This is a genomic window from Micromonospora sp. NPDC006766 (assembly GCF_040636055.1).
Taxonomy (GTDB): domain Bacteria; phylum Actinomycetota; class Actinomycetes; order Mycobacteriales; family Micromonosporaceae; genus Micromonospora.
Map to the genome: position 1 here is coordinate 1 of NZ_JBEYIX010000052.1, position 20,416 is coordinate 20,416.

A 20,416-nucleotide genomic window follows, 5' to 3' on the forward strand; every position below is an offset into this window, starting at 1 on the left:
GGTTGGGACATACATTCCTCTTCATGAACGAGGGCCCCGGCGCAGTATGCGCCGGGGCCCAGGGTTACGGGTTGAATACACCATCTACCGACAGGTTCGTCGGGTTCTCGTTTCCGCACCGTTCCGCTGTCGGCGACAGGGGGTGCGAGGATCGCATAAGCGTGACCGGAGACCACCTCACGTTCGATGGGACTGCGGTGTCCACCACAGAACTGGAACTACGTTCTGACGGCGGGCGATCCAACGGCGTCCAGCCCTCCCTTTCCTCTGTTTCCATTACCTGTGGTGCTGCCCGCCGGTGTCGGAGCCCCACGCAACTTCACGGCCCCGCACACGTGTGGCGGATCTCTCCTGCATCAGGCGGAGCCCCGAACTTTGCATCGGCCCTGCCTGCGGTTGCCCTGACCTGGAGTTACGTCAAGGTCTTGACCTGCACTTGCCTTGCTGCGTGCGGTGATGTCGTTCCACCGCGGTTACCGAGCGAGCCACGAGAAGTTCCGGGCCCTGCTTGACGCTCGGCCTGTTTCGTCGGCGTTTTTAACCGATCTCTGTCGTCAACGGAGGCAACACTACCCACGTCCACCAAGAATGTCTAGTCTCGACAGACCAGATTTTCTCGGCGGCTGCTCGAGGCTTCCGGGTGCGTCGGCTGCTGGCCGGCCGGTGGCAGCGGCGGCGATGTGCGCCCGGCCGCGAGGAGGTCAGGCGGCGGTCGGTAGCTCGACGGTGGCGGTGACGCCGTCACCGTGCTGGCGATTAGTAAGGCGCTGGTCAGCTGGCGGGCCAGGGCTGCCGGTGCAGGAACGCCAGAGCGTCCGCACCGTCGACGGCGGCCCCGAACGGTTCACCACCAGCCGGCTCCTACCAAGATCCTCGACCTGCTCGACCAGGTCTGGATCAACAAACCCGACCAGCAAACAGAACAGCAACCGCTGGTCGCCTAACTCCCACTGGCCTCAACCCCTTGATGGCATGAAGGAGCGGGGCCTCGCTCCTCGTGGGTCCCGGGCGGGATGCTCAGGGGGCTCACGTCTCACGACGAAGGAGGCCTCATGCAGGCAAAGTACGACGGCCAGCAGATCGTGGGTATTGATCTGCATCGGCGTCGGTCAGTGATCGTGCGGATGAGCGAGGCGGGCGAGAAGCTCGAGACCGTCCGGATCGACAACGATCCGGTCGCGTTGGGGTTGGAGATCGCCAAGGCCGGCCCGGACCCGGAGGTGGTCCTGGAGGCCACCTATGGCTGGTACTGGGCCGTGGACGTGCTGGCCGCAGCCGGCGCCCGGGTGCATCTGGCGCATCCGCTGGGAGTGAAGGGGTTCGCTTACCGGCGGGTGAAGAACGACGCCCGGGACGCCGCCGACCTGGCGGACCTGCTGCGCATGGGCAGGCTGCCGGAGGCCTATGTGGCCCCGCCGGCGGTGCGGGAGTTGCGGGAGCTGGTGCGGTATCGGGCCAAGCTGGTGGCCTGGCGTTCGGGGTTGAAGGCGTCGGTCCATGCGGTGCTGGCCAAGCAAGGGGTGCATATCGCGGTATCGGATCTGTTCGGCGTTGGCGGGCGGGAGTTGCTCGCCCGGGCGCCGCTGGACGGAGCGTATCGGGGCCGGGTGTCCTCGCTGTGCCGGCTGATCGACGCGGTCGACTTCGAGATCGACGCTCTCGCCGGGCCGATCCGGGCCAGACTCGCCGGCCACCGCGGTTACACCGCGGTCCAGGCCATCCCCGGTGTCGGACCGGTCCTGGCGGCGGTGTTCGTCGCCGAGATCGGCGAGGTCGACCGGTTCCCCGGCCCGGCGCAGCTGACCTCATGGGCCGGCCTGACGCCACGGCACCGCGAGTCCGACCCCGTCGTGCACCGCGGCCGAATAACCAAGCAGGGTTCCACGCTGGTGCGGTGGGCCGCGGTCGAGGCCGCCCACGGCATCCCGCGCAGCGCCAGCTGGCTGACGTGCACGCGCTTGCCCGGTCGCGGTCAGGAAGGCCGAGTCGGCGCAGCGACAGCAGATCGGCCGACACGGTGTTGATCGACTTTTCCTCGACGGTTAGCCGCCAGTGCAGCCACCGCTTCGCGCAGTCGACGAGCCAGCGCTGCTGGATGTCGGTGAAGTTGAGTTGCCGTGACGCGCCGGCGGGGATGTAGCCGAGGCGGCGCAACTGCCAGACGTCACGGGGATACTCCCGCTCCCAGCCCGACCCTTCGATGAGGTCGGCGAGCTGCTCGACGGCGAAGCTGAGAAACGCGGCGGCGTTCTTAACCTGGTTCGGGTCGTTCAAGTAGTTCCGGAAGATGGCAGACCAGGAGGCGCGGTCGTTGTTCGAGCAGGGTCGTCGCGCCTCGCCGCACAAGCATCCGCACGGTCTGGCTGTAGCTGTGGGAGCTGGGCGGGAACCCGAGTTCGTGGTTGCGTTTCAGCGCGTACTGCAGCTCAAGTTTCAGCTGGCCGGGCAGTCGACGGAAGTCCCAGCAGAGGTCGCCGTAGTTCATCGGATTCCTTCCGTGGATACCCCGGCCTTCAGGCCGGGGAGGAATCGGAACCCCTGCGGAGCAGGACAGGCAGAGCCGATCCGCCGCCATGGCGGATAGGCGTCTACCGGTACCCCACCGCAAGGTTCACTCGCTGCCCGGCTAATCGGTCAGTGCGCGCGGTGCTCGCATTGGCTCCCGCAGCCGCAGATCGCTGCGCATCGGTCGAGACCGCCGCACGTGGATCAGGAACGGCCGGAAGGTACTGCGAGTTGTGCCCACCGGACGGGCAGCGCCGCGGATGACCGAGGCCATCGTCACGCCGTGCCGGGCGTGGAACTCATAGAAGCTTGTGACCGCAGCCAGCTTGCGATTGATAGTCGACTCGGTGCACGCCGACTCCACCGATGGCAGGACGACGATCTCGCCCGCACGCGCCGCCGGTGGCAATCTCAACCAAGGCTTGAACCCGGCCAGTTCGTCGTAGCGCAGCTGGGCCCAGTCCAGCCCGCGCGATGTCAGGTAGGTGAAGTAGTCCTTCAGGTCGAACGCGTACGCGCGAACCGTGTTCGGTGACCTGCGCTGGTCAGCCAGATGAGAAAGGAACGACTCCACCGGCGGGGCCGGCAGATGGTCCGAGCCGAGCAACGTCCAGGACACCTCTGAACCGGCTTGCGACACCACTCGCTGAACCCGCACCCAGCTTTTCCTGCCGTCATGGACACAGCGCGACTGCGGTGTACACGACAAAGGATGGAGCAGCTCAGACGGCCCTTCGCGGACAAGCTGTCCGACGATCCCCGACTAGAGATAACCCCGTCGAGCACCACACCGGGCGGGATAGCGGCCCGGATCGCCCGGGTGATGTCTGCCGGCGATGTGGGATATCAGAACTGTCCGAATGCTGGCCTTCGTGGCGCTTGGGCGTGGCAGCGGTCAGTCTTCGTCGTCGTCCTCGGGGGCATTGGGGTCGCGCAGCGGGCGCTACCTCAACTACTCACACCCGGGCCACTGCGGCCGGCGGCGTTCGGCGTCGGTTTCTAGAAACGGCCGCACGTGCGGGAGCACCTCGGGTGCGCTTTCCCAGCCGCGCTGGTGATCTGCGCCTGGAATGCTAAAGAAGCCGCTGCCTGTGCGTTGCGCGAATTGGCGCATCGGTTGATGCCACGGGTCCTCGGTGCCCGCGTACAACAACATCGGCACACCGCTGGCGGCCAGTTCCCGGTGCAAACCTGGCTGGCGGGAGAACGCGTCGTAGTTTGCCCGAAATGCACCCAGGTCGCCGGCATCGATCAAGGCGGCTTGATACGGGTTGGCGTACGCACCTTGCTTCACGATCTCGTAGGCGTCGACGTCGGCGGGCAGTCCCAAGGCGTCGATCGCCTGGTCCACTGCGGACCGAAACCCGCCAATGGGATCGAAGGCCCCGGCGACGAGACGGGTGAGGCGCTCCGGCGCGTATACGGCGATCGCGTAGCCAGTCATCGCGCCCAACGAGTAACCCCAGAAGGCGGCCCGCTCGACGCCGACATCGTCGAGCACCGCCGTGACGACGTCGACCCGGCGTTGCAGCGTGTACGCCGCGGCGTCGCGGGGAGCGTCGCTGGCCCCCATGCCCAGCGGGTCGACGGTGATGACGGTATGGGCGTCGGACAGGGCTTGCGTGTAGCCGGCGTGTGCCCAGTGCGCACCGTCCTGGAACATGCCCGGGTGCAGCAGCACCGGCGGGCCGTCACCGGACACCTCGAAACGGACCTTGAACCCATTACTTCGCGCGAACGGCAAGACAAACTCCTCGAAACTTGACGACCCGGGCGCGCACGAGCCGCTAACAGTAGCTCTAGCAGGACTGTTACGACTTGTAACTGCGATGATCCTGCGTCATGATCGGCTGGTCCGAAAGGAGGCAGTTTCTTGTCCCAACGGAACACTGGGGTAACCGACCAGCTCAGCACGGCGGTCCAGCCGCTGCCGCCGGACGAATGCCCGTTGCCCGAGGTGCTCGCGCTGATCGGCGACAAGTGGACCGCACAGGTGCTCCTCGAACTCGCCAACGGTCCCCGCCGGTTCACCCAACTGGAGCGCGCGGTTGCCGGCATTAGCCGCCGCATGCTGACCCTCAGCCTGCGCAATCTCGAACGCAATGGCCTCGTCACCCGCACCGTGTACCCAGACGCACCACCACGGGTGGAGTACGCCGTCACCGCCCTCACCGACGGCGTACGCGAACCGCTCGAAGCCTTGGCATCCTGGGCGCGCAACGCCGCACCGTCCATCGCCGCAGCCCGGCGGGCCTACGGCCGCGACGGCTAGTCGGCCGAGTAGCCGGAGGGAGTCTCACCCTCCGGCTACTCGGCAGACTAGACCGGGAGCAGCACGGCGGTGCGGCACACCTCGACCTTCGGGGGCATAGTTGCGATCCTCGCCGGGCGTGGGCAGTCAGCGCATCTCTCCCGGCATGGTGCCCGGATCGGAATCCGAGGAGAAGCGGACCGAGGGCGGTCAGCCCAGCAGACGATACTGGTACGGGCCCGTCGAGCCACAGACGCTCGTGAAGCGGATCGAGTCGTACGTCCAGCCGAACGGGATCGCGCAGGCCCACAGACCGTTGACCGGGGTCCGCAGCCGGTAGCGGTACTTGAGCGATCCGCAGGCGCCGGTGGGCTCCACCTGATCCCAAACGTAGCCGCTCGGCACGGAGCAGGCCCAGGTCCCGTCGAGGTCGAGCGGCCCCATCGCGGAATTCCCATGGAGGACCGTTTCCTGCGACACCGGATTCGCGTGGGCGGGAATTGCCGCCGGGGCGATGAACAGTGAGATGGTCCCCAGCGCGAGAACGGTGATGATTCGACGCAGCACGGCATTCCTTTCGATCATTGTCTACCTATCCCCGTAATCCTGAAATCTTCTCAGATCAACTGCTGTCCGTCTATCCCTCCCACGATGGCGTCGGGAGAATCGGAAGTGCACGTTTGGGCGCTTGCGCCGCGCCGGACTACCAGCCGGCACCATCGACCGATGCGCCTACCAGCACCCCAGCTACCGGCTCACCCAACTCGGTGTACTCACCGACGACGACTGAGCCGAGGACGTCGCCGATCGCCTCGCCGATGGCTTCGGCCCTATCGCCCGCACCGCCATCGCCCCGTGGCGTGGCGACTGCGGCGAGATCGACCCACCATGATCGACTTGGCTGGGCAGGCCCGCGCCCACGGCCTGCCCGCTGCGGCGGGTCGCCGACGATGGCTGGTGGCATGTGATCCTCGACGGCGAACTGTTGGTCTGCGACCGTCTCACCGAAACCACGCTCAGCGTCAAAGGTGAGACCATCGACGCGTGACACTCCGGTAAGCACTGTGACTTCGGCGCGAACATCCAGGCGATCATGCGCCCGGGCAGCCCGCCGCAGGTCACGGCAGCAAAACCCCGTACAAGCAGCCCACCGACGGCCACCGCCTCGCTCCCGCCAACCGTGCCTACAACCGACTCCTACGCGGACTGCGCTGGCAAGGCGAACGCGGCTTCGTGATCGTGATCCGACGCTGGAAAACCCTGCGGCATACCACCGGCAGCCCACGTCGGATCAGCGACATCGCCGCCGCCGCACTTCACCTGACCCACTTCACGTACACATACCTACCGCAAAGTCGCCGAGATTACTTCAGTGGACCAGCCCTCGTTCACGGATTCAGGCTAAGGCGGCTGGCGTTCCGACGTGCCGACTGGGAACTACAGGAGATCACCTCGCATGATCGTGCCGCCTCCTGAATGCAGATCGATCCGGTGCATAGCGTGGTCGCCGATGTGGCTCACCCGAGTTCGTCCTGCCGGTGGCCGCTGACGCCAATAGCGTCGAGGAATCGCGCCGTTCCGGCGATCACGGCACCGAACCGGACCGATGCTCGCAGGTCGAAGTTGTGCTGTGCTCCAGGCAGTTCGATTCGCACCACCGGCGCGGTGGAGACCGCCTTCAGCCGGGCCACGAACTGGGCGGCCAGTTCCCGGGGGACATCGGTGTCGTGGCTGCCGTCCACCACGAGGAACGGCGGCGCGTCGGAGTTCGCAAGGCTGATCGGTGATGATTGACCCTGCTCCGCGCCGTAGTAGGCGCCGTAGTAGCCGCAGTACCCGACCACTGCAGCGACCTCGTCGCCGGAAAGCGCGATGATGGAACTCATGTGGGCGCCGGCTGAGCTGCCGATGAGCACCACGGGTCCCGGATCGGCGCCGTACTCCGCGGCATGTTCACGCGACCACGACATCACCGAGCGTGCGTCGGCGAGGTGTCCGTCCAGACCCACCTGGGGGCGCAAGCGGTAGTCCGCTGTGACACATACCCAGCCGTTGCGCGCGAACCTGGCCAGTAGTTCTTGGGCCGTGCGCCGTCGGCTGCCAGAGAAGTAGCCCCCGCCGTGCAGGTAGACCAGTACCGGGCGCGGTGGCTGGTCGGCGGGGCGTGACCGCGGCAGCCATACGTCCAGCCGCTGCTTGCGGTCGCTGCCATACGCGATGTTGGTGACACGCCGCACGGCCCTACCTGGAACGGTGAAGGGGAACAACAGTCCCTGTATCGCGCTGGGCCACCGGTGGGGGGCATGACGGTGCTGGTTCGATGCCCTCTCCAGGGGCGTGAGGGCCGCGTCCACCGCCGCTCGGGCCGCGACGCCACGGGCAGCGATGATCGTCAGGCCGACGGTGGTCAGCGACGCCAGCGCCAGTGCTGGCCAGTTCGCGGCGGCGGTGAAGGCGCCGTCGACCCACGCCAAAACCGTCGATATCAGCAGCCAGGCCAGGGCGTACGCCGGCAGCTCTCGGATCACCTGACCGACCCAGAACGAGGCTCGTGCCAACAGGTGTGGGCGCCGTGGGGCCCACAGCCCGAGTGCTGTGGCTGCCGCCATGAGCACGACCGTGATGAGGTATCCGATGAACAACTGCAAATCACCTTTCCGGAGTCGAACCAGACGCCCATGCGTTGCTGGTGCTTCGAGCCCCATCGCTGTCGGGATATGCCCTCAGACGATTTCGAGGTTGGCCATCATTCACATGTCCTCGTGCTCGGCGTTGTGGCAGTGGAAGAGGTAGCGGCCGCGGTACCCTCGAACCGGGTGATGACCTCCACGGATTCGCCGGGCCGCAGTGCCACCGTGTCCTTGAGACCTCCGTCGTGCGGCAGCGGTGCGCGGCCGCCGCAAGACAGGATGCGAAATCCGACGAGGTGGATGTGGACTGGATGGTGCACGTCCGCGCGTCGGGGTCGAGCACGTCGGGGATCCGGCTGCCGTCCGGGGCGCGGCGGACGACGTCGAAAGCCATCACGTCGCGCGTGCCGTCGACCCCGTTCCGGTTTCTCAAGCGCAACCGGGTTCCGACCGCGACGGAGGAGAAGTCGATGACGACGTCGTAACGCTCCGCCGGTGCGACCGGCAGCGATCCGAGAGACACTGGGCGCTCCAGCAGTCCCTGGTCCGAGCCGATCTGCACCAGGTCGACGCGCTGTCCGTCGTCGGTGACGGCCTCGAGGTCGTAATGCCGCGCGTTGGATGCGTTGAGGATGCGCAGCCGGTACCGAGCGGCGTCCACTTCGTGCACCGGCCATGGTGCGCCGTTGACGAGGATGACGTCGCCAAGCACGCCAGCCGCGAACTCAGGCTGGACTCCCGGACGCTCGATCAGCGCCGGGTCGAGCGCCGGATAGGACAGCTGGCCTTCCGCGTCGAACGCCCGATCGGCGATCATCAGCGGCAGCTCCCGCTCGCCTCTGGGGAGGGGCAGGGCATCCTCTCCACGTCGTCGCGAACGACGTGCAGCCCGGCCAGGCCACGCCAGATGGCCGGTGCCGTGAAGTCCATCCGGTGGTCGTGGTACCACAGCAGCGTTCCGCGCTGGTCGAGCGGGTAGTCGTATTGGCGGGCCACGACGGTGGTCACCTCGTGGGGATCGTGCATCGCGGACCCGTGCGCCCCGCCTGAACCATGCCCGCTGTGGTGTCCGCGGCCACCGTCCTCCCACCCGATGGGTAGGACAAGATCAGTCGGATAGCCATCGGAGCCGGCCGGGGTCCGGCCGCCGTGCAGATGAACGACGGTCGGCACGGGCAGCTCATTGCGATGCCGAACGGAGACCGGGCGCCCGCGGCGCGACTCGATCGCCGGCCCGGGGAACGTGCCGTCGTAGGTCCACAGCCGCGCCCGCATTCCGGGAAGGATCTCGACGATCGCCCAGCGCTGTGTCAACTCGTAACGATCGACCCCTCCGGCGGTGTCCGCGCGAACGGCGACGGCAGGAACGGGAAGCGGCACCGTGAACGGCCTGGGCAGGCGCGCTGCGCTACGCAGCACACAGCCTGTGGCCGCTGGCCGGTTTGCGAGTGATCCGCCCAGGGCCACGCCTCCCGCGAGGACGACACCGATCGCGCCAGCGTTGCGGAGGATCTGGCGACGGCTGAGGAGGAAAGCGGGTTCAGGCATCGACCGTCTCCGCTCGTACGCGCGTCCGTCGTGGGTCAGTGCGGACGGGGCGGGCCGGCAACGCCTGCGCCCACGCCGCGACGGCGTACAGAGCGAGGCCGGAGATGATCGCCACACCGAAGGGGAAGTGCACCCAGAGCCTGCCGGACATGCCGACCAGGTACTGCAGTGCCTCGGCCGCCGTGACCAGCGCCGACGCGACGACATGCCAGACGCGGCGGCTCCGCACCGAGATGGCCACGGCAATGACGAACTGGACGACCCCGAGCGTGAAGACGACGTCAGCGCCACGGGCGTGTAACTCCAGCCCCCGGATGCTTCCCGTCAGGTAGACGCCCGCGAACACGGGCTGCCCGAAGGCAAGGATGGCATGCACCGTCACCGTCACGCGGAACAGCCGGGCGCCGACAGATGGCCGCCGACAGGGGATCGTGGTCGGGGAGTGACTCCATGCCCCACATCGTCATACCTGAGCCGGTACGGTGTCGAAGACCAATATTGTGATGACGTTATGCATTCCAACGGAATGCTGGCGCGAGGATGCGGCATCGCTGAGACGTGGCACAGGTGATACGGGGGGCGGAATCATGGACCTGCGATCCCTGCGCCAGTTCTTGGTCGTGGCGCGACACCAGCATCTCAGCCGTGCCGCACTGGAGCTCCGTGTGGCGCAGCCCGCGTTGAGCCGCACCATCGGCCGGCTCGAATCAGAACTCGGCACCCCGCTGTTCGATCGCCGCGACCGGATGCGGCTCAACGCGGCCGGGGCGGTGTTCCGCGACCACGTCCAGCGGGCTTTCGGCGAGCTCGACGCAGGAGTCAACGCGGTCACGGAATCCCTCGCCACCGGTGTAGGGCGCGTGACGCTCGCCTCGGAATCGCTGTTCACGCTCATGCGACCGCTCGCCGCCTTCAAGCAGGCACACCCCCTGGTCGAAGTGGGGCTGCTCCAAGGATCTGCCGCAGTCATGGTGCAGCAGGTGCGCGCTCGCGACGCCGACCTCTGTTTGATGTCGCAGCCGGTGACGTCCGGTGACCTCCAGGCCCAGGAACTCATCCACGAGCAGGTCTTCCTCACAGTTCCGATCAACCATCCGCTCGCAGGACGTGACAGTGTCGACGTCGAGGACCTTGCCGACCAGTCGTTCGTGACAACCCGACCAGGTCAGTGGCAGCGTCAACTGCTGGATCGGCTCTTCGCTGCTCGTGGGCTGACGCCCAGGATCGTCTGCGAGAGCGACGAACCAGGCGCCGCCGCAGCCATGATCAGTGTGGGAGTCGGTATCGGACTGCTACCGGCAGTGGCCCGTCGTGAAGCGTGGGACGTGCCTCTTGTCTGGATCGCCGTCGACGACCCAACTTGCATCCGGACCCTCTCACTGGCGTGGCGACGCGCCGGCATCTCCCCTGGCGCGCCTCAGATGCTGCGCGACCACCTCCTCGGCTGGGACTGGGGCGGGAGCGAGCCGACGGCGTTCGGTGCAGGGAAACCCGCGGGCCCCGGCAAGACGGCTCGGGTAAAGGACTCCGGTGATTGATCAGCCCGGCGGTCCTGGGGTTGCGGCGAGGAAGAGGGCCCGTTTCAGCTCCCGCTGATCGACAAGATCGCCGTCGTGGACATGTCGGACATGGGCCGCCGAGCCGGGCGCCGCACGGACTGACACCGTCACCTGGGGGCGTCGGCCATGAGCTGGATCCAATGGCGCCACCGACGACCAGGCTGGCGTTGCCGACAGTCACGCACGCCGACGGGCCGCGCGCCGTATCTGCGGCAGATCCGGGTGCCGGATCGGTCACCTCAAGGGACGGTCGTGAGCAAGCCGGGCGATCCTCGCATGCTGTGGAGCGTCGCGGCGAATCGTCCAGCACTCGTTGAGCGTGCTGCGGGCCCACACCTCGGTGTCATCGATGGCGATCTCGGAAAACGGGTCCGGCTGATCAGCAGCCACTGCAGGGTGTGATCAGCCGGTGGTGGCACCTGGTGGAGCGCCGGCTCGCCCGGGGCGGTCACCAGAGCGACCCAGCCGATGCTTCCGTGCCCGGAGGACTCGCCGGCAATTGCCCAGTGCTGGCCGTGGCGAAGTGGCTGGATGTCCGACGACAACATGCGCGAGATCTGGACCGACGAGGACCACGACGGCTACCAGTACCACCCGTCCTGCCAGATCGCCTGAGCCGGCCGGAGTCCCAACGCCAACGCGGGGGTCGGCGGCGCAAGCACGCGCCACGTAGGCTGGACTCGGTCATCTCCCTGCCACCGGAGCACGCCGTGACCCTCAAGTACTACCTCTACCTGTCGCACCTCAAGCTCGGGCTCCTCGCGGCACAGGTCACCTCCACCGTGCAGCACGAGACCGAAGTCGCCGTGGATCTGAAGTTCGTCCGCTACAGCCGCAAGGCGGTCCGGCCCGAGCGCCACGACCTCGACAAGCTGGAAAAGGTGGTCCGGCACCTCCAGGATGCCGACCAGATCGGCACCCCGGCCGACCCGGGCCCCTACTTCCAGGCCTGCATGCGGATGCGCTGGCAGGTCATCCCGACCGCCGGAATCGTGGTATTCGCGGGAACGCTCGACGACCAAGTCGTCGTCCTGGGCGGGTCGGCGTCGCACGTGGTCGGCGGCGGCGACGCCGCGCCGCTCGGGTCGGTCCCGCCATACCTGATCCGCAAGCTTCAGGAACTACGACCGGATCCGGGCGAGTTCGACGACGAGCGCTTCCACGAGGCGCTGTCGCAGATCGGGACCGGGCTACCGGGGCCGACGCAGCGGGTCGAGTTCATCGCCAAGCGGCTGGCCGAAAGGCCCGGGCCGAACGGCGCGCTGCTGGGCAGCCCGATCTACGTGGCGCTCGCCGAATAGGCCCGGTGTGGACGCGGGGGACGTCATCCGGTGGCGGCCGGGGGAAACCGTCCTCGACACGTTCCGCATCGAGGAGGTGGTCGAGACCGGCGGCATGGGATTCGTGTACCGCGCCCATCACCTCACCTGGAACGTCGACCTCGCCGTCAAGACGCCGCGCCCCGACCTCGCCGCGGCACCCGGGATCCTCGACCTGCTCGCCCAGGAGGCGCAGGCCTGGACCGATCTCGGCCCCCACCCGAACGTGGTCGGGTGCGCCTACGTGCGGCGCGTCGGCGCGTACCCGGTGGTCTTCGCGGAATGGATCGCGGGCGGCGACCTGACCGCGGCGGTGCGGGAGGGTCGCTGCCGCGCCCTCCCACAGGCCCTCGACGTCGCGATCCAGACGCTGCGCGGCATCGGGCACGCCCACGCCGCGGGCCTGGTGCATCAGGACATCAAACCGTCCAACATCATGTACGACGGCGAGACGGCCCGGGTGACCGACTTCGGCACGGCCAAGGCGAAGGCGTACGTCTCGGAACCAGCGCAGGGTGGTGCCGAAACCGCCTACGCGACCCTCGGCGGGTTCACACCGCAGTACTGCTCGCCCGAACAGGTCGACCCGGACGGCAGGATCAGCCGGGCCAGTGACATGTGGTCCTGGGCGCTGACGGTGATCGAGGTACTGCACGGGCGTCGGCTCTGGGAGTGGGGCCACGACGGCGCGGACGCGCTGGCGGCGCTGCGCGCCGATCTCCCGCGGGCGCTGCGTGACCTGCTGGCGGGCTGCCTCACGCGCGACCCCCGGTCGAGGATCAGCGACACCGCCGAGGCGGAGGCCGTCCTCGCCGGCGTGTACCAGAACTGCGCGGGCGGCCCCTACCCGCGCTCCGACCAGGTCCCGCCGGCGCTGAAGGCCGACGGCTTGTCGAACAAGGCGCTGTCGCTGTGGGACCTCGGCGAGCAGAACCGGGCGATCCAGCTGTTCGAGCAGGCGAGGGCGGTCGACCCGCACAACGTCCACGCGGTCTACAACCACGGGCTCATCAGGTGGGGCGACGGCCTCATCACCGACGAGACCCTGCTGTCGGAGCTGCGCGCCACCGGCGAGTCCTGGGAGGCGGACTACCTGGCCGCAATGATCCACCTGGAACGCGGCGACGGCGTGCTCGCGGCAAGGCACCTGGCCGAGGCGGACCGGAAGCATCCGAACTCACCCGAGATCGCGACCGCGAGCGAACGCAGCGCCCGGCTGGCGCCGAGGGGCACGCTCGAGGTGTTCGGACGGCTGTCCGGCGAGGTCGCAGCGATGGCCTGCGATCACGACGCGACACACGTGGTGGTGGCCGAGAAGTCGGGCCGGGTGCGGATCTGGGACGCCCTCGCGGGCCGGGTGGTTTGCGAACTCACCGAATCCGGTCGGACGCCGGTCGATGTCGCGGTCGACCACGCCGGAGCGCGGGTCCTCGTCTGCTACCAGGACTCGGCGGTCGAGCGGTGGCGCCTCACCGACGGGACCGCCGAACTCGAAGGCCGGCTGGACGGAGGTACAGCCGTGGCGCTCAGCCCCGAGGGCGGCTTCGCGGCCCTGGGCACGGCCGACGGCCGAATCCTCCTCTTCCGCACCGACGCGTGGGAATCGATCGTCGACATCCGGCCCCACGAGGGCCGAGTCACGCGGGTGATCCTCACCCAAGACGCGGAGGTGTGCGTCTCCGCCTCGCTGGGCCGTGACGGCGGCGACTTGGATCACCGAGTGGAGCAGTGGTGGCCCCTGCGACGCACGAGGATGCGGGGCTTGCACCTGCCTCCCGACGGATCGAACGACGACCGGAGAACCGCCGTGGCGGCGGACGGGTCGATCGTCCTGAGGCTCGGCTACCGGTCGATGATGACGGTGGACATGCGGGTCTGGGATGAGCCGCGACGGTGGAAGATTCCCTGGCTCCTCGGCTACGACGTGCTCGGCGTCTCGGGCCAGGCCGGCTGGGCCCTGCTCGACCCCAGGACCGGTGACCTCCAGGTCCTCGAACTGGCCAACCGCCGATGCGTCCGCACCTTCCCCAAGGACTGGAATCGCGGATCCCGTCGCGACGCGACGGTGTTCAGCGGCGACTGCGGATACGCCGTAACCGCCGAATCGGACGGCTACCTCAAACAGACCTCGCTGTCGCGCCTCCCCATGCCCCTACGCGGACATCTCGCCCCCTGGTCGTACGCGCCGCCCCGCCCGGTCAGCGCGCTCGCGCACGAGGAGCGAGCATTCGACCAGGCCATGGCACGCGTCGAAGGGATGATCGCGGCCGGCGAAGCCCAGCGCGCAACCAACGCCATTCGCGCGGCCAGGACCATTCCCGGCTATGCACGCCATCCGCGACTGCGGCGGGCCTCGCGAGCAGCGGGCCGGAACCTGCAGCGGACCGGTCTGCACGGCATCTGGGTGGAGCAGGAGCTGTCCGATCTGATGCTCGCCAACGGCACCTTCGACGTCAGCGACTCCGGGCGGCTGTTCGCCTTTCCCGCCAACATCAACGAAGTGGAGATCTTCGACCTGGAGACGCTCCAGAAGGCGGGTTCCGTGGTCCAGCAACGGAACCCCGCCATCAGCCTGCGCTTCGCCCAGGCCGGACGCGACCTGATCATCGGCTACTCGGACGGGTCGGTCGCGTGCCACGACACCGCGACGTTCCAGCCGCGGTTCAAGGTCGCCGGCGCCCTGCCCAGCGACGAGGGTAAGACGACGCTCGACATCTCCGGCGATCTGCTGACGGTCGGATTCGGATACGGGCTGGCGACGGTGTGGTCACTCGAGGCCGCAGCCTGCGTCGCGACGATCCGCACCGGAAGCGGGACGATCGGCGGCGTCACGGCAGACGAGACGTCCCGCTCAATCGCCGTGAAACTGCGAACCGGCGACACCACCACCGTGGAGGTCCGGTCGATCGACACAGGAAACTTGTTGCGGACCTTCGCACACGTCAATCCGCACACGGAGATCCGTTTCGCCTCCGGCGTGCTGTTGCTGGCCGAGATGACCCACCTCACCGCGTGGCGACCGGGCGGCAGGCGCCCCCAGTACCGCCTCGACGGGGTCAAGCACAGCTCGTCGGCGGAACTGGCCTTCGCCGACTCCCGTCGCCTCGCCGCCATTGCCGGAATGACGGGCTTTGTCGTCTGGAATGCCGGGAACGGCGATCTGGTGTTCGACGGGCGGGCCATCGCGCAGCCCTCCGATCTCCTCTACGGGATCGAGGAGCTGGTGGTGTCCCCCGACGGGAGGTTCGCCGTGGCGGGAGCCCGCGGGGACGAGACCGTCGACGTCTGGGACCTGCGCGCCGGGCGCCGGATCCGGTCGCTGCGCCGCCACCCTGTCCGGGTGAACGCGATCCGCGCCGACGCCTCTTTCCGCACCATCGTCACCGGTGATTACCGGGGCAACGTCCGTGTCTGGGGCCTCGACTGGGACCACGGGGAGTGATCAGTGATGTTCAGACGCGGCCGGCGGCACGACGATCTACGGGCCAAGTTCCTGGCCAACCGCGAACACGTCAGGTCCTGGCTGGACGCCTGGGAGATCCCCGAAGTCGTGTGGGTCGACGAGTTCAACGAGGTCCCTTCGCCCTGGATCGTGCTGGAGCGGGACCGGGACAATTGGCTCAAAGACTACGCACCCTTCCTGGACGCGTACGACTGGATTTTCTTCGGCCGGCCACTGACTCCGGGCATCCGCGAGGTGCGGGCAATGTGGCACTTCGGGGCGGGACACCGGTTCGAGAGTTTCGAACTGACGATCACCAGCGTCTGCGATCCCGGATACCTGGCCGAGAAGCTGACCACGGCGGTTCACCACGCCAGGTTGAAAGGTTGGCGGGAGGAGGACGCGCCGCCGCTGCACCAGTGGCTCGTCGAGGGCGTGAGCACGAGACCCCTCAACAACGCCGTGCGCGGCAACAACCGTTTGGGATTCGTCCTGATGGAGTTCACCCGTTTCCCGACCCGCGACGGCAACGTGATGGTGTCGTTGAACGCCGTCGAGACGGACCGCGCGTTGGACGGCTCACCGCTCGCCGACGACGGTGGCGCGATGTCCCCAGCACCGTGATCCGACCGCCGCCGTCGGTCCGCGCTTCGCCTTCTTCGGAGGGAGCGGTCCCGCTGGGGCCCGGGTGTTCACGGCGGAGTGGGAACCACGGAGTACGGAGCGGCGCTGATCCTCGACCAGCACATCAACGCGCCCGGGTACGTTACCGCCGATGTGAACACGGCCGTGAACTCCGTGCCGGCCGCGGCCGGACGCGCTGTTCGAATTCTGCCCCAGCATGCACCAGCATCCGGCCATCAGCGAACCGACACCGTCGGTTACCTGGAGCCTGAACGGCATTGAGGATGATCCCGAATACGCGCGCCTGGATCGCCTGGTCGAGGTCATGCACGCCGGGTTCACGGCGCTGGTGGGCGCGGGTTCGATCCTGTGCCTGGACTGGCAGCACCCGAGCTACCGGGTCTGGCCCAGTCTCGTCGGGCCAGAGAACATCGACCCGCCTGGCCAGCCTGGCTGGCCGTTATCGCCGTACCCCGACGGCGACTACCACATCTACCTCGCTGAGGACTTCCGGTTCGGCACCTTCGGCCATCCGTGGGAGCTGTCGCTGTGCGTGTTCGGCGGCGACCTGCTGGACCTGGTCGAAGCCGATCTCCATGACATCGCCGGCTTGGCGATGAGACGAACGGCCGGCAGGTGACGGTGTGAACGAGGGCCTGTCCGTTGGCGGCACAGGGCCAAGGGTCGCGTCGGGCATCGGTTTGTGTCGATCATGAAAGGGCCCACGCCCGACCCTCCAGGTCAAGCCCGATGTCGAGGTCTTGGACTCTCGGGCGATTAGAACCCCAGAAGGCTCGTACTGGGCTGGGTCCGACAGTCAATCGACTGGTTGCCGCGCGGTCGGGGGCACCGGACCCTGCCCGCCCTGGCGTCGTTGTCCTAGGACGGTTTAGAGGGTGTGCATCAGCGCAGACGGTGGCGGCTTCGACCACAGTGTTCAGCGGCGTCCCGGGGAGCGTGCGCTGGGATAGGCGGTGGTGTGTGGCATGGTGACGCGGACGATCGACAGTGCAGGTGCTTTGGAGGCCGTGGTCCGACATGCCATGGAGCTTGAGAACGACTACGACGACCTCGCGCCCACCCTTACCGCTTTGACGGCGTGCGGGGACCTCACCTTGGTGCCCCGGTTAGCCGGGCGCCCCCAAGGATCGCTCATCGGCCATGAGAGCACTCCCCGGCTTCAGCGCTTCTTTGGGCCGTGCAGCTACCGAGATGCGGGCTAGCGCTCCGCCCTTTAGGGCGGGGGTGAAGGCCCGCGCGGGAGGGCCGCCAAGGCCCGAGCGTGCTCTAGCCTGGCCGATTCTGCTGGTCGATGTACTGGCGCAGGACGGTCAGCGGTGCGCCACCGACGGAGCCCGCGAAGTACGAGGCCGACCACAGCTTGTTGGCTCGATAGTAGTGGGGCACCAGGTCGGGGAACAGTGCCTGCCGGTCCGAACATCCAGAGAATCGATCATAGATTTAGACTGTCCGATGTGCAGCTCCGGTACAACGTGCGCGTCTACCCGACGCCCGGCCAGCAGGAAGCGCTGGCCCGGGCGTTCGGGTGCGCGCGGGTGGTGTTCAACGACGGGCTGCGCGCACGGCAAGCTGCGCGAGAGCAGGGGCTGGCGTACATCTGTGACGGGGACCTGTCGAAGCTGGTCATCACGGCGGCCAAGCGCACCCCGGAGCGCGAGTGGCTGGGCGAGGTGTCGGCGGTGGTGCTCCAGCAGGCCCTGGCCGACCTGAATACCGCCTACCGGAACTTCTTCTCCTCGATCACGGGTAAACGCAAGGGCCGCAAGGTCGCGCCTCCGCGGTTCCGTTCACGCAAGGACAACAGGCAGGCGATCCGATTCACCGCCAACGCCCGGTTCAAGGTGCTCGACAACGGTCGGCTGCGCCTGCCGAAGATCGGTGACCTGTCGGTGCGGTGGTCACGGGCGCTGCCGGCGGACCCCACCTCAGTCACGATCGTCAAGGACGCGGCCGGACGGTACTTCGCCTCATTTGTGGTGACCACCACCGGCGGGCCACTGCCTGAGGTTGACGCTGAGGTCGGCATCGACCTTGGGTTGACCCACTTCGCGGTTCTGTCCGACGGCAGGAAGGTCGCCGCGCCGAAGTTCCTGCGCCGCGCGGCCCGCAAACTCAAGCGGCTGCAGCAGGACCTGTCTCGTAAGCAGCGAGGCAGCAGTAACCGAAGGAAGGCCGTCGTCAAGGTCGCCAAGGCGCACGCCCAGGTGGCCGACACGCGGCGGGACTGGCAGCACAAGCTCTCGACACGGATCATCCGCGACAACCAAGCGGTGTACGTCGAGGACCTGTGCGTCGTCGGTCTCGGCCGTACCCGGCTGGCCAAATCCGTGCACGATGCCGGCTGGGCGTCCTTCGTCGGGATGCTGGAGTACAAGGCCGCCCGATACGGGCGCACCTTCGCTCGGATCGACCGGTTCGCTCCGACATCGCAGACCTGCTCGGCCTGCGGCCGGATCGACGGTCCCAAACCGCTGAACGTCCGGTTGTGGGCGTGCCCGTGTGGCGCGATCCACGACCGGGACGTCGGCCATCAATATTCTCGCGGCGGGACGCGTCGAGAGACTAAACGCCTGTGGAGCGCAGGTAAGACCGGCACCCGTGCCGGCGCAGCGCCGTGAAGCAGGAATCCACCCGGGCGCTGCGCGCTGTTCCGCGCGCCGCGCGGAGGGAATCCCTGCCCTTTAGGGCGGGGAGAGCGTCTACATAGATCAACTACGTATTGACGTGCCGAAGTAAGCCGTGATCGGAAGCGCGGGAGGGTAACAATATGGGACGCATCTGGCTGCGCTGCCTCGCCGGGGTGGCCGCTGGTGGGCTGTTGCTGGCCTTGAACGCCTGCAATGACAGCGACAACCCGCGAGCACATGGCGGCGACAATCAGGGGGCCGATGGGGCATCGGAGGACGCACGCCTCACTGTGACCTTTGACGTCACGGGCGGGACCACGATCAAGGGCACGGTCACCGACGCTGTGCCGTCGAACAGTCTGTCCCCATCCTGCGCGGAGTATGCGGCGGGCACGCAATCCGACGGGAAAACCGTGTTTTCGGTGCCATCGCTTGTGATGGCAGGCCCGGTCGACGGCCACGAGGTGACCATCGAAGCAGTTGTGTATGACTACAACGGTCCGGGTACATACCCCGGCGACAAGTTGTCCGGCCTCGGTAACCCGGGCAACCTGATGATCGACAAGCAGCAGCAGTACGAGATCTTGACCGGTGTCACCACATCGCAGTTGGTCGTGGACAGCAAGGGCGGCGGCTCCTGGACCTTCACCAACTTGAACGCGAGAGGCGACACGCCCAAACCCGGCCTCAACGGCAAGATCTCCTGGACCTGCAGGTAGCCCCTTCGTCTGTCGTGCCTCGCGCCGGAGCATGCGCGAGGCACGACCCGGCAAGGCGGGTCGTGTAGCTGCGACGGCACCGCGAACCCGAGGTGGTGTGGCGAGAGTTGCCGTGGCTGCGGGGGTGCCAGGTCGACGAGTTCCTCGGCGAGGCGCTGGAGCCGATCGCTCGGGTTGCGGACGCTTTCGTGGACACCGTCGATGATGTGCCAGGCCCATTCGTTGAGGTTGACGATGCGGGGTGCGAGACCGCGGGGGTGTAGCAGGATTCGGGGGACTTCGCGGGTGGGGTGAGCAGGTGTGGGTCTACTCCGCGGGCGATCATGTGGAAGCCGGCGCGTTTCGGACCGGTGCCAGTTGAGGGTCGTCCAGTTCGCGCTGTGGGTACGCGGGCGCGAATCCGGCGGCGAGGAGCAGTTCGTTGCGTTCGCGGATCGGCATCCCCAGCGACTCGGTCAGCCGTATGATCATCGCCCGGCCGGGGGTTGAGCGTCCGCTCTCGATGAAGCTGACGTGCCGTTGCGTGGTGCCGGCCCGCACCGCCAGTTCGAGTTGGCTGACGCGTCGTCGGGTGCGCCATGTGCGCAACGCACCCGCGAGTCCGCCGCTCGCGGATAGAGTGATCATTCGTCCTGTGTACCGGGTGCCGCGCCGGTTTGGCGATTCCCTCCGGGGAATTGTCGCGGTGCGTTCGGCGCAGAACAGTCGTGGTCGCAACGATCATCCGCGACCGATGGGTCGCTGTGGCTGACATCGACCTGAAGAACCTCACCGACCGCGACGTCGCGGTGTGGAGCGAACCCGACCCTGAGCATCGCCGCGTCGCCGTCCGCGAGCTCTGGTCCACCGACGGGGTCCATGTCCTGCAGCCGCCTCAGGAGATGCGACGGGCCGCCTCGGGCCTGCGGTTCGGTCGTCTCGTTTTGAAGGCACGCGGGCATCACGAACTGGAGGTGCGGGTGACGCGCGCGTACGAGGAGTTCATCGCCCGGGCACCTTCGTGTTCCGTTCCCGCGGGAATGCCGAGCGGCTCCACGACGTGGCCAAATTTCGCTGGGAGATGGTGCCTCGCGACGGTGGCGACGTGGCCGGTGTCGGGCTGAAAATCCTCGTGCTCGGCGCGGACGGGCGCATCGTCAGCGACTACCAGTTCATCGAGGGATGACCGCGA

General features: G+C 67.6%; 22 protein-coding genes. 11 read left to right on the forward strand and 11 right to left on the reverse strand.

The window, feature by feature from the left end:
* Positions 1 to 1,052 precede the first annotated feature (1,052 nt).
* Positions 1,053 to 2,024: an IS110 family transposase gene (locus tag ABZ671_RS27310; protein WP_357863409.1), complete on the forward strand. Its 972-nt coding sequence runs from the start codon at positions 1,053 to 1,055 to the stop codon at positions 2,022 to 2,024.
* 227 nt (positions 2,025 to 2,251) lie between these two features.
* Here ABZ671_RS27310 and ABZ671_RS27315 read toward each other — a convergent pair whose 3' ends face one another.
* The 3 genes from ABZ671_RS27315 to ABZ671_RS27325 all read right to left on the reverse strand — a co-directional run bounded on the left by ABZ671_RS27315 (position 2,252) and on the right by ABZ671_RS27325 (position 4,249).
* Complete coding sequence (locus tag ABZ671_RS27315) at positions 2,252 to 2,485, reverse strand: hypothetical protein (RefSeq protein WP_357863412.1); 234 nt, start codon at positions 2,483 to 2,485, stop codon at positions 2,252 to 2,254.
* 141 nt (positions 2,486 to 2,626) lie between these two features.
* The gene (locus ABZ671_RS27320) at positions 2,627 to 3,163 is read right to left on the reverse strand and encodes a site-specific integrase (RefSeq protein WP_357863414.1); all 537 of its coding nucleotides are present in this window, start codon (positions 3,161 to 3,163) and stop codon (positions 2,627 to 2,629) included.
* Positions 3,164 to 3,457: 294 nt separating this feature from the next.
* Positions 3,458 to 4,249 (reverse strand): alpha/beta hydrolase, encoded by a 792-nt coding sequence (locus tag ABZ671_RS27325; protein ID WP_357863417.1) that lies wholly within the window; start codon positions 4,247 to 4,249, stop codon positions 3,458 to 3,460.
* 129 nt (positions 4,250 to 4,378) lie between these two features.
* Between ABZ671_RS27325 and ABZ671_RS27330 the strand changes: the two genes are divergently transcribed.
* Positions 4,379 to 4,777, forward strand: coding sequence for a helix-turn-helix domain-containing protein (locus tag ABZ671_RS27330; RefSeq protein ID WP_357863419.1), 399 nt, complete (start codon positions 4,379 to 4,381; stop codon positions 4,775 to 4,777).
* 189 nt (positions 4,778 to 4,966) lie between these two features.
* On the opposite strand, the gene ABZ671_RS27335 is transcribed toward ABZ671_RS27330, so the two are convergent.
* From ABZ671_RS27335 to ABZ671_RS27360, 6 genes are all read right to left on the reverse strand, one after another.
* Positions 4,967 to 5,323 (reverse strand): hypothetical protein, encoded by a 357-nt coding sequence (locus ABZ671_RS27335; protein ID WP_357863422.1) that lies wholly within the window; start codon positions 5,321 to 5,323, stop codon positions 4,967 to 4,969.
* Positions 5,324 to 5,459: 136 nt separating this feature from the next.
* Entirely contained in the window at positions 5,460 to 5,807 is a 348-nt protein-coding gene (locus ABZ671_RS27340; RefSeq protein ID WP_357863424.1) for a hypothetical protein, read from the reverse strand.
* Between the two features lie 466 nt (positions 5,808 to 6,273).
* The gene (locus ABZ671_RS27345; protein WP_357863427.1) at positions 6,274 to 7,461 is read right to left on the reverse strand and encodes an alpha/beta hydrolase; all 1,188 of its coding nucleotides are present in this window, start codon (positions 7,459 to 7,461) and stop codon (positions 6,274 to 6,276) included.
* Positions 7,462 to 7,502: 41 nt separating this feature from the next.
* Positions 7,503 to 8,063, reverse strand: coding sequence for a multicopper oxidase domain-containing protein (locus ABZ671_RS27350; RefSeq protein WP_357863430.1), 561 nt, complete (start codon positions 8,061 to 8,063; stop codon positions 7,503 to 7,505).
* A gap of 139 nt (positions 8,064 to 8,202) precedes the next feature.
* The gene (locus tag ABZ671_RS27355) at positions 8,203 to 8,700 is read right to left on the reverse strand and encodes a multicopper oxidase domain-containing protein (protein WP_357863433.1); all 498 of its coding nucleotides are present in this window, start codon (positions 8,698 to 8,700) and stop codon (positions 8,203 to 8,205) included.
* Positions 8,701 to 8,926: 226 nt separating this feature from the next.
* On the reverse strand, positions 8,927 to 9,322 hold the full coding sequence (locus tag ABZ671_RS27360) for a hypothetical protein (protein ID WP_357863436.1): 396 nt from the start codon (positions 9,320 to 9,322) through the stop codon (positions 8,927 to 8,929).
* Positions 9,323 to 9,521: 199 nt separating this feature from the next.
* Here ABZ671_RS27360 and ABZ671_RS27365 point away from each other — a divergent pair, with 199 nt between their 5' ends.
* The 6 genes from ABZ671_RS27365 (at position 9,522) to ABZ671_RS27390 (ending at position 16,518) form a co-directional block, all read left to right on the forward strand.
* On the forward strand, positions 9,522 to 10,472 hold the full coding sequence (locus ABZ671_RS27365) for a LysR family transcriptional regulator (RefSeq protein ID WP_357863438.1): 951 nt from the start codon (positions 9,522 to 9,524) through the stop codon (positions 10,470 to 10,472).
* A 489-nt stretch (positions 10,473 to 10,961) separates the two neighbouring features.
* On the forward strand, positions 10,962 to 11,108 hold the full coding sequence (locus tag ABZ671_RS27370; protein ID WP_357863440.1) for a hypothetical protein: 147 nt from the start codon (positions 10,962 to 10,964) through the stop codon (positions 11,106 to 11,108).
* Positions 11,109 to 11,203: 95 nt separating this feature from the next.
* On the forward strand, positions 11,204 to 11,794 hold the full coding sequence (locus ABZ671_RS27375; protein WP_357863443.1) for an SAVMC3_10250 family protein: 591 nt from the start codon (positions 11,204 to 11,206) through the stop codon (positions 11,792 to 11,794).
* Between the two features lie 7 nt (positions 11,795 to 11,801).
* A complete protein-coding gene (locus ABZ671_RS27380; RefSeq protein WP_357863446.1) occupies positions 11,802 to 15,254 on the forward strand; it encodes a serine/threonine-protein kinase in 3,453 nt (1,150 codons plus the stop codon).
* Positions 15,255 to 15,257: 3 nt separating this feature from the next.
* Complete coding sequence (locus ABZ671_RS27385) at positions 15,258 to 15,878, forward strand: hypothetical protein (protein ID WP_357863449.1); 621 nt, start codon at positions 15,258 to 15,260, stop codon at positions 15,876 to 15,878.
* Positions 15,879 to 16,074: 196 nt separating this feature from the next.
* Positions 16,075 to 16,518 (forward strand): DUF2716 domain-containing protein, encoded by a 444-nt coding sequence (locus ABZ671_RS27390; protein ID WP_357863501.1) that lies wholly within the window; start codon positions 16,075 to 16,077, stop codon positions 16,516 to 16,518.
* Between the two features lie 647 nt (positions 16,519 to 17,165).
* Here ABZ671_RS27390 and ABZ671_RS27395 read toward each other — a convergent pair.
* Positions 17,166 to 17,300 carry a transposase gene (locus tag ABZ671_RS27395; RefSeq protein WP_357863504.1) on the reverse strand — a complete coding sequence of 45 codons (135 nt, stop codon included), beginning with the start codon at positions 17,298 to 17,300 and terminating at the stop codon, positions 17,166 to 17,168.
* Between the two features lie 53 nt (positions 17,301 to 17,353).
* On the opposite strand from ABZ671_RS27395, the gene ABZ671_RS27400 reads away from it, so the two are divergent.
* A complete protein-coding gene (locus ABZ671_RS27400) occupies positions 17,354 to 18,517 on the forward strand; it encodes a transposase (protein ID WP_357863451.1) in 1,164 nt (387 codons plus the stop codon).
* A 149-nt stretch (positions 18,518 to 18,666) separates the two neighbouring features.
* Positions 18,667 to 19,245 carry a hypothetical protein gene (locus ABZ671_RS27405; RefSeq protein ID WP_357863454.1) on the forward strand — a complete coding sequence of 193 codons (579 nt, stop codon included), beginning with the start codon at positions 18,667 to 18,669 and terminating at the stop codon, positions 19,243 to 19,245.
* Between the two features lie 321 nt (positions 19,246 to 19,566).
* On the opposite strand, the gene ABZ671_RS27410 is transcribed toward ABZ671_RS27405, so the two are convergent.
* Entirely contained in the window at positions 19,567 to 19,872 is a 306-nt protein-coding gene (locus ABZ671_RS27410) for a helix-turn-helix transcriptional regulator (protein ID WP_357863457.1), read from the reverse strand.
* Positions 19,873 to 19,952: 80 nt separating this feature from the next.
* On the opposite strand from ABZ671_RS27410, the gene ABZ671_RS27415 reads away from it, so the two are divergent.
* On the forward strand, positions 19,953 to 20,348 hold the full coding sequence (locus tag ABZ671_RS27415) for a hypothetical protein (protein ID WP_357863460.1): 396 nt from the start codon (positions 19,953 to 19,955) through the stop codon (positions 20,346 to 20,348).
* The last annotated feature ends 68 nt before the right edge of the window (positions 20,349 to 20,416 follow it).

Bases quoted from the DNA above. Each gene is read 5' to 3' on its own strand.
- ABZ671_RS27315 (WP_357863412.1), bottom strand. From the start codon at position 2,485: ATGAACTACGGCGACCTCTGCTGGGACTTCCGTCGACTGCCCGGCCAG.
- ABZ671_RS27370 (WP_357863440.1), top strand. From the start codon at position 10,962: ATGCTTCCGTGCCCGGAGGACTCGCCGGCAATTGCCCAGTGCTGGCCG.
- ABZ671_RS27310 (WP_357863409.1), top strand. From the start codon at position 1,053: ATGCAGGCAAAGTACGACGGCCAGCAGATCGTGGGTATTGATCTGCAT.
- ABZ671_RS27350 (WP_357863430.1), bottom strand. From the start codon at position 8,063: ATGGCCGGTGCACGAAGTGGACGCCGCTCGGTACCGGCTGCGCATCCT.
- ABZ671_RS27410 (WP_357863457.1), bottom strand. From the start codon at position 19,872: ATGATCACTCTATCCGCGAGCGGCGGACTCGCGGGTGCGTTGCGCACA.
- ABZ671_RS27365 (WP_357863438.1), top strand. From the start codon at position 9,522: ATGGACCTGCGATCCCTGCGCCAGTTCTTGGTCGTGGCGCGACACCAG.
- ABZ671_RS27405 (WP_357863454.1), top strand. From the start codon at position 18,667: ATGGGACGCATCTGGCTGCGCTGCCTCGCCGGGGTGGCCGCTGGTGGG.
- ABZ671_RS27345 (WP_357863427.1), bottom strand. From the start codon at position 7,461: ATGGGGCTCGAAGCACCAGCAACGCATGGGCGTCTGGTTCGACTCCGG.